We start from the raw sequence: 6,585 nt of genomic DNA, 5'->3' as shown, positions 1-6,585 counted from the left end.
GCACACCATGCACTCGAATCCCTTCCCTGCAAGCTGCCGATAAAGGCCATAGCCGCAAGGGCCTGCCTCGTAGACGATGCGGATCCGGCGCGCTTTAGACTGCAGGCGCTTGCACAGGCGATCGATATCGGCCTTCGAGGTACCGATCTTGCCAAGCAGTTCGACCTCGCCCGCGCCGAGTGCGTAGGCGACCGTGATCGAGTCCTTATGGACGTCAAGACCCACGTACAAAGTGCTATCGTGTTCCATGCTGGCCTCCGCGCTGGAAATCGCCGGGTGTGGCACTGTCCACACCATGCGGCTCTGGCAGTCATGCTAACCCGCGTTTGATTCCTCGCGGCGGGCCAGCCCTCTTTGCCCCAGGGGAGTCATATTGACTAAGCCACCCCTCTCCCCGGCCCTCTCCCCCCGAGGGGAGAGGGAGAGACAGCCGTCGTCATGGCGCGCGGCCTTGGCCTGTTCGGCGGCTTCGGCTAATGCTTCCGGTTTGTCAGCGGTCTGACAGCGCGACCCGGGTCTTCCAGCGATACGCAAGCTGAGGCCGCGTAATGCCAAGCAAGCGCGCCGCCTGGCTCATATTGCCGTTGGCGCGCTGCATCGCCGCTTCCATCAGCACGGTCTCCACATCGCCCAGGGCCAGCTGCTGCTCGGCCATATGATCGAGCAGCCCATGCACCGCCGCCTCACGCAGTTCCGGCAAGGTGCCTTTGACGCCAAGGCGTGGCGCGGTGTCCATGGCCGGCGGCGCGCTGGTCGGCAGGAACAGGTGGTCCGCGCAGATCTGGCCGCCGTTGCTGGCCAGGATCACGCCGCGCTCGATCACGTTCTCCAGCTCACGCACATTGCCCGGCCAGTCATAGCGGCGCAGCTCGGCCAGCGCGCGGTCGGTGATGCCGAGGATCTTCTTGCCGTGGCGCGCGCCGTAGCGGGCGACGAAACGCTCCACCAGCAAGCGGATATCGTCAAGCCGCTCGCGCAGCGGCGGAATGGTGACGGGGTAGACGTTGAGCCGGTAATACAGGTCCTTGCGGAAGGTGCCCTGCTTCACGGCCTCGGCCAGGTCCACGTTGGTGGCGGCCACCAGCCGCACATCCACCTTGCGCGGCTCGGTGCCGCCCACGCGCTCCACCTCGCCCTCCTGCAGCACGCGCAGCAGCTTGGACTGCGCCGACGCCGACAACTCGCCCAGTTCATCCAGGAACAGGGTGCCGCCATGCGCCCGCTCGAAGCGGCCCGGGCGCGACTGGTGCGCGCCCGTGAACGCGCCCTTCTCCACGCCGAACAGCTCGGCCTCGATCAGCTCATCGGGAATCGCCGCGCAGTTGACCGCGATGAATGGCTTGTCGGACCGGGCGCTCACGCCGTGCAACGCTTGCGCGAAGCGCTCCTTGCCAACGCCCGTCTCGCCCAGCAACAGCACCGTGACATTGCTTCCGGCGGCGCGTTGCAGCAGGCCCCAGGCAGCGCGGAACTCGGGCGAGCTGCCCACCAGGTCGGCTGGCTTGTCGGTGCTGCGCTGCAGGGCGCGCAGGTGCTCGACCTCGCTTTGCAATTCCAGGATGGTTTCGATCACCGGGTCGGGCTGGTAGAGCGCCAGCACCTCGGCGCCGTCCTCCCACGCCTCCAGCGGCTTGCCGATGATGCGGCAGTGATCATGGCCGCAGGCAATGCACTCCACCTCGCGGTAAAGGATGGTGCGGCCCATCAAGGCAGAGGTGTAGCCGGTGGCGTAGCCGATCTGCATCCAGCAGGCAGGCGCGTCCACGATGCCGAACAACTGGCGGTGCACGTCGCCCTCGAAGGAGTCCGCCCACAGGAATTCGCCGTCGTAGATGCCGGCTTTGATGTCGATGTCCACCTTGACCGGCGTCACCCGCACCACGCCTTCGATGGTGTGCAGGCAGGGCCCGATCTCGAGCAGGCCAAAGTCGCTGTCGCCCGGGCGCAGCTTCTTGGCCAGCTCCGCATCGCGCATGCCGGAATGAAAGCCCATGCGCATGAACAAGCCACGCGCGCGCTCCATGCCTAGGGTATCCACCAATTCCTTGCGCAAGGCACCCAGCGCTGCGGTATGGATCAGGATCATGCGCTGCTCGCCCAGCCAGATGGAACCCTCCTCCATGGCAAAGCGCAGGCGCCGCGCGAGATGGGCCAGGCCGTCGCGCATGGTGGCCGAAAACTTGTCGGTTGAACTGCTCATCGTCTCCTCTCTTGGCGGCCAGAACACCCTCGGCGCGCGTGCTTTTCCTGGCACTGCATGCACATTATGTGCCATCCGCGCCCGCCGGCCCCACACGCGCCTGTCATGCTGGCGCAATGTCGCCTATCCTTTCCTTGACAGGGATCCCCGGGGCTATTGCACCGCACCACAGACCATGGAAAAAACCGCATTTGTCTTTGCAGGCGGCGGCAGCCTTGGCGCCGTCGAGGCCGGCATGCTGCGTGAGCTGGTGGCCTGGGGCGTCAAGCCCGACATGGTGATCGGCGCCTCGGCCGGCGCCATCAACGGCGCCTACTACGCTTGCAACCCGCATGTGGCCGGCACCAACCAGCTCGAGACACTCTGGCGCGGCTTGCGCCGGTCCGAGGTGATGCCGTGGTCGTGGCGCAGCCTGTTTGGCATGCTGCGCGGGCAGCGCGCCCACCTGGTCGACTCCGCCGCGCTGAAGCGCCTGCTGTCGCGCCACTTCGGCGATATGGCGATGGAGCGCGCGGAGGTGCCGCTGTACGTGGTGGCCACCGATATGGCCACCGGCGCGGAGGTGGTGCTGTCCTCCGGCAGCCTGGTCCAGTCGGTGCTGGCCAGCGCTGCCATCCCCGGCGTGTTCCCGCCGGTGCTGCTGGGCGGGCGGCAACTGATCGATGGCGGGGTGGCCAACAACACGCCGGTTTCCACCGCCATCCGCCTGGGCGCCACGCGCGTGGTGGTGCTGCCGGCAGGCTTTGCCTGCGCCCGGCGGCGCGAGCCGCGCGGGCCCATCGACCATGCCTTCAACGCGCTGTCGCTGCTGGTGGCGCGCCAGCTGGTGCAGGACCTGGAGCGCTGGGCCGACCACGCGCACATCTCGGTCGTCCCGCCGCTGTGCCCGCTTGACGTCTCCCCCTACGACTACACGCAGTGCGGCACGCTCATCGACCGCGCCGCCGCGGCCACGCTGGCCTGGCTCAACGCCGACGGGCTCAACAGCCGGCACATCCCCGGCGCGCTGTCCCCGCATTCGCACGACGAAGCCCATCCGAGCTGCGACTTCGATCCAGCCCAGGCACATCCAGCACATCCCGAGCATGCGCAACCCGGGTCCGGCAATACGCACAAACCCCACGCCGGCCACACGCACGCTTCCGCCCTGCCGTAAGCCGGCTTTGGCATTAGCGAATTGCATGGCCGGCCGATCCGGCGAATGATGCGGGATCTCCTTACTCCGGGTGGCAAGCACATGAGCGCAATTCTCGACGGCATCAAGGTACTCGACCTCACGCGGGTGGTAGCCGGCCCATGGGCCACGCAGAACCTGGCCGACATGGGGGCCACCGTCTACAAGATCGAGAAACCCGGCGACGGCGACGACACCCGCAAGATGGGCCCGTTCCTGACCGATGCGCAGGGCGCGGTCACCAACGACTCGGCCTTCTACCTGGCCTGCAACCGCGGCAAGCAGTCAGTCACCATCGACATTTCCCAGCCGGAAGGCGCCGAACTGGTTCGACAACTGGCCGCCCGCTGCGACGTGGTGGTGGAGAACTACAAGGCCGGCAGCCTGAAGAAATACGGCCTCGACTACGAATCCATCCGCGCGCTGCGCCCCGACATCATCTATTGCTCGGTCACCGGCTTCGGCCCGGACGGCCCCTACGCCGCCCGCCCGGCCTACGACTTCATCCTGCAAGGCATGGCCGGCCTGATGAGCACCTGCGGCCAGCCGGACGGCAGCCCCGGCGGCGAGCCGATGCGCACCGCCATCCCCATCACCGACATCCTCACCGGCCTGTACGCCACCGTCTCCCTGCTGGGCGCGCTCTACCACCGCCAGGCCACCGGCGAAGGCCAGTACATCGACGCCGCCATGCTCGACGCCTCGGTCGCCGTCAACGGCCACCTGGCGCTGGGCTACCAGATGACCGGCAAGCTACCCCGGCGCGCCGGCAACAGCAACCCGGTCGCCGCGCCCTCCGAAGTCTTTGCCTGCAGCGACGGCCACCTGATCATTGCCTCCGGCAACAACGGCCAGTTCGCCGCGCTGTGCAAGCTGCTCGGCATTCCCGAGCTCGCCGCCGATCCGCGCTACGTGCAGAACGCCAACCGGGTTGCCAACCGCGATACGCTGCGCGCGACGATTGCCGAGCGAGTGGCCTCCTGGAACGCGGCGGACCTGCTGGCGTCGCTGGAACGCGCCGGCGTGCCGGGCGGCCCGATCAACGAGCTCGATGAAGTGTTCGAGGATGCGCAGGTGAAGCATCGGGGCCTGTTGGTGCAACTGCCGCACGGGCGCGGCGTGGATGCGCCGAGCCTGCGCAGCCCGATGCGGTTCTCGGCAACACCGGTGGAGATGCGCTGCCCGCCGATGCTTGGCGAGCACACGGACACGGCCCTGCGGGCGGAGCTGGGCTTGAGCGACGGCGATGTCGCAGGCTTGAGGGAGCGGGGAATCCTGTAGTTGGCCACATTGCGTGCGCCGCGCAACGCTGAGAATTGACGCGCCCCGGGAACGGGTACATCCTCTGGATATACTCTTCCCATCAGCGGAGCAGGCCATGACCTCAAACGAATTCACCTCGTTCAAGGCACACTTGTCCATGTTGCTGCGCGACCTCCCGGTCGGAACCACGGCGGACCTCGCCGACGTGGCCGTGGCGGCGTACTGGGATGGCACGCGGATCGTCGGCACCTACCTGCGCGACGGCGGGCGGCTGGACGAGGCCTTCGAATTCGACGAAAACGCCTGGGAGAACTGGCACGACGACTTCGTCGACTGGCTGGCCACGCCGAGCTTCACGCAGCGCGATGAACTGAGGACTTCCCTGTCGGGTGCAGGCTGACGGCCGCATGCGCGCTGGCCAGGACATACTGACGGCCATCGCGCTCGCGGCATGGCAAGGCGCCGCCCTCCTGCCGGAGGATCGGCGCCACCATCTCGCCGCGAGGATATCCGGCGCGTGCCTTACTTCGGCTGCGATACCACCCGCAGATACGGCTTGAGCGTCTTGAAACCCTGTGGATATTTCTTGTTGGCGTCGTCGTCGGAAACCGAGGTGGGGATGATCACGTCTTCACCCGGTTTCCAGTTCACCGGCGTAGCTACCGTGTGTTTTGCATTGAGCTGCAGCGAATCCAGCAGCCGCAGCACTTCGTCAAAATTGCGGCCGGCGCTCATCGGATAGACGAGCATCGCCTTGACTTTCTTGTCCGGCCCGATCATGAAGACCGAGCGCACGGTGGCATTGTCCACGGCAGTGCGCGGCCCGCCACTCGCGTTCGGATGGATCATGTCATAGAGCTTTGCGACCGTGAGATCGACGTCGCCGATCATCGGATAATTCACGGCGTGGCCCTGCGTTTCCTCGATGTCCTTGACCCACTTCTCGTGGTCGGCGACCGGGTCCACGCTCAGGCCGATGATCTTGGTGTTGCGCCGGTCAAATTCCGGCTTGAGCCTGGCCATATAGCCCAGCTCAGTGGTACAGACCGGGGTGAAGTCCTTCGGATGGGAGAACAGGATGGCCCATTTGTCCCCAATCCACTCGTGGAAGTTTATTTTCCCTTCCGTGGTATCAGCGGTGAAATCGGGAGCTTCGTCACCGATGCGAATCGACATATTCAACCTCCATTTCGTGGGTGGATGTCGGGCAGCGGCCGGCATGGTAGCGGCTGGCGCCCGTACGCTGCCCTGAGCTTCGGCGCGTCTAGCTCAGTATAGTGGGCTGTGACGATGCGCCAAGGTGGATGCGGGCCACGCAAGCGCTACACCCGCGGCATGCAGCCTTGTTCACCGCGCCACCGCAGCGGCCAGGCCCTTCCCGCCTCGAGTACCGTTTGCCACACTTGCTACAGATCGATGAAGGCCGCTGCTCTGCCCCCGTCGACGCGGGCTGCCGCGAGGCTCGGGCAGGCAAGAAGGCTTAGACTGGCGGCACTAACGATATTTACCGCAGATATCTACCGCAGCGATCGGGAGCCCAGGGCTCCTGCAAAACAGGAGCAATGCATGGCCATTGTCGGGATGAACCATTTCACCGTACTCACCGCGGCACTGGAAGACAGCGTGGCGTTCTATACAGAGGTGCTCGGCTTCGAGACCGGCGAGCGCCCGCCGTTTTCGTTTCCAGGCGCGTGGCTTTATGCGGCGGGCGCGCCCATCATTCATCTGGTCGCGAAAGACAAGCTACCGGTATCCACCGCGGGCGTGCTGGATCACATGGCGTTCAGCGCGACCGATCTGCGCTATTTCGCGAATCGCCTGCGGCAGCTGGATATTCCATTCAACCTCGGGCGGCAGCCTGGCACCGGTTTCTGGCAGCTTTTCCTGCATGACCCCAACGGCGCGAAGATCGAACTGGATTTCGATCCGCAGGAACCGCAGCCCTGAG

General features: G+C 65.9%; 6 protein-coding genes and 1 pseudogene. 4 read left to right on the top strand and 3 right to left on the bottom strand.

Annotation, left to right across the window (positions count from 1 at the left end):
• Together ACYP5B_RS39660 and poxR are read right to left on the bottom strand one after the other, a co-directional pair.
• Positions 1–249, bottom strand: a pseudogene (locus tag ACYP5B_RS39660) (IS110 family transposase); the annotation flags it as partial.
• Positions 250–490: 241 nt separating this feature from the next.
• Entirely contained in the window at positions 491–2,200 is a 1,710-nt protein-coding gene (poxR, locus tag ACYP5B_RS39655) for a phenol degradation transcriptional regulator PoxR (protein ID WP_400098406.1), read from the bottom strand.
• A 175-nt stretch (positions 2,201–2,375) separates the two neighbouring features.
• Between poxR and ACYP5B_RS39650 the strand changes: the two genes are divergently transcribed.
• The 3 genes from ACYP5B_RS39650 (at position 2,376) to ACYP5B_RS39640 (ending at position 5,037) form a co-directional block, all read left to right on the top strand.
• Positions 2,376–3,356, top strand: a complete 981-nt coding sequence (locus ACYP5B_RS39650; protein WP_400098404.1) for a patatin-like phospholipase family protein — start codon at positions 2,376–2,378, stop codon at positions 3,354–3,356.
• Between the two features lie 81 nt (positions 3,357–3,437).
• The gene (locus ACYP5B_RS39645; protein WP_400098402.1) at positions 3,438–4,655 is read left to right on the top strand and encodes a CaiB/BaiF CoA transferase family protein; all 1,218 of its coding nucleotides are present in this window, start codon (positions 3,438–3,440) and stop codon (positions 4,653–4,655) included.
• 97 nt (positions 4,656–4,752) lie between these two features.
• Complete coding sequence (locus ACYP5B_RS39640) at positions 4,753–5,037, top strand: hypothetical protein (RefSeq protein WP_459573273.1); 285 nt, start codon at positions 4,753–4,755, stop codon at positions 5,035–5,037.
• Between the two features lie 122 nt (positions 5,038–5,159).
• Here the strand turns inward: ACYP5B_RS39640 and ACYP5B_RS39635 are convergent, their stop codons facing one another.
• Positions 5,160–5,813, bottom strand: coding sequence for a peroxiredoxin (locus ACYP5B_RS39635; RefSeq protein WP_459573272.1), 654 nt, complete (start codon positions 5,811–5,813; stop codon positions 5,160–5,162).
• A 390-nt stretch (positions 5,814–6,203) separates the two neighbouring features.
• Between ACYP5B_RS39635 and ACYP5B_RS39630 the strand changes: the two genes are divergently transcribed.
• Entirely contained in the window at positions 6,204–6,584 is a 381-nt protein-coding gene (locus ACYP5B_RS39630) for a VOC family protein (protein WP_459573271.1), read from the top strand.
• The last annotated feature ends 1 nt before the right edge of the window (position 6,585 follow it).

It is taken from the genome of Cupriavidus sp. 8B, from assembly GCF_054589115.1.
Note: the sequence above shows the minus strand (reverse complement) of the source record. Positions and strands in the feature narration are given on the sequence as shown.

Coding starts and splice junctions, on each gene's coding strand:
- ACYP5B_RS39645 (WP_400098402.1), top strand. CDS start 3,438: ATGAGCGCAATTCTCGACGGCATCAAGGTACTCGACCTCACGCGGGTG.
- poxR (WP_400098406.1), bottom strand. CDS start 2,200: ATGAGCAGTTCAACCGACAAGTTTTCGGCCACCATGCGCGACGGCCTG.
- ACYP5B_RS39630 (WP_459573271.1), top strand. CDS start 6,204: ATGGCCATTGTCGGGATGAACCATTTCACCGTACTCACCGCGGCACTG.
- ACYP5B_RS39650 (WP_400098404.1), top strand. CDS start 2,376: ATGGAAAAAACCGCATTTGTCTTTGCAGGCGGCGGCAGCCTTGGCGCC.
- ACYP5B_RS39635 (WP_459573272.1), bottom strand. CDS start 5,813: ATGTCGATTCGCATCGGTGACGAAGCTCCCGATTTCACCGCTGATACC.
- ACYP5B_RS39640 (WP_459573273.1), top strand. CDS start 4,753: ATGACCTCAAACGAATTCACCTCGTTCAAGGCACACTTGTCCATGTTG.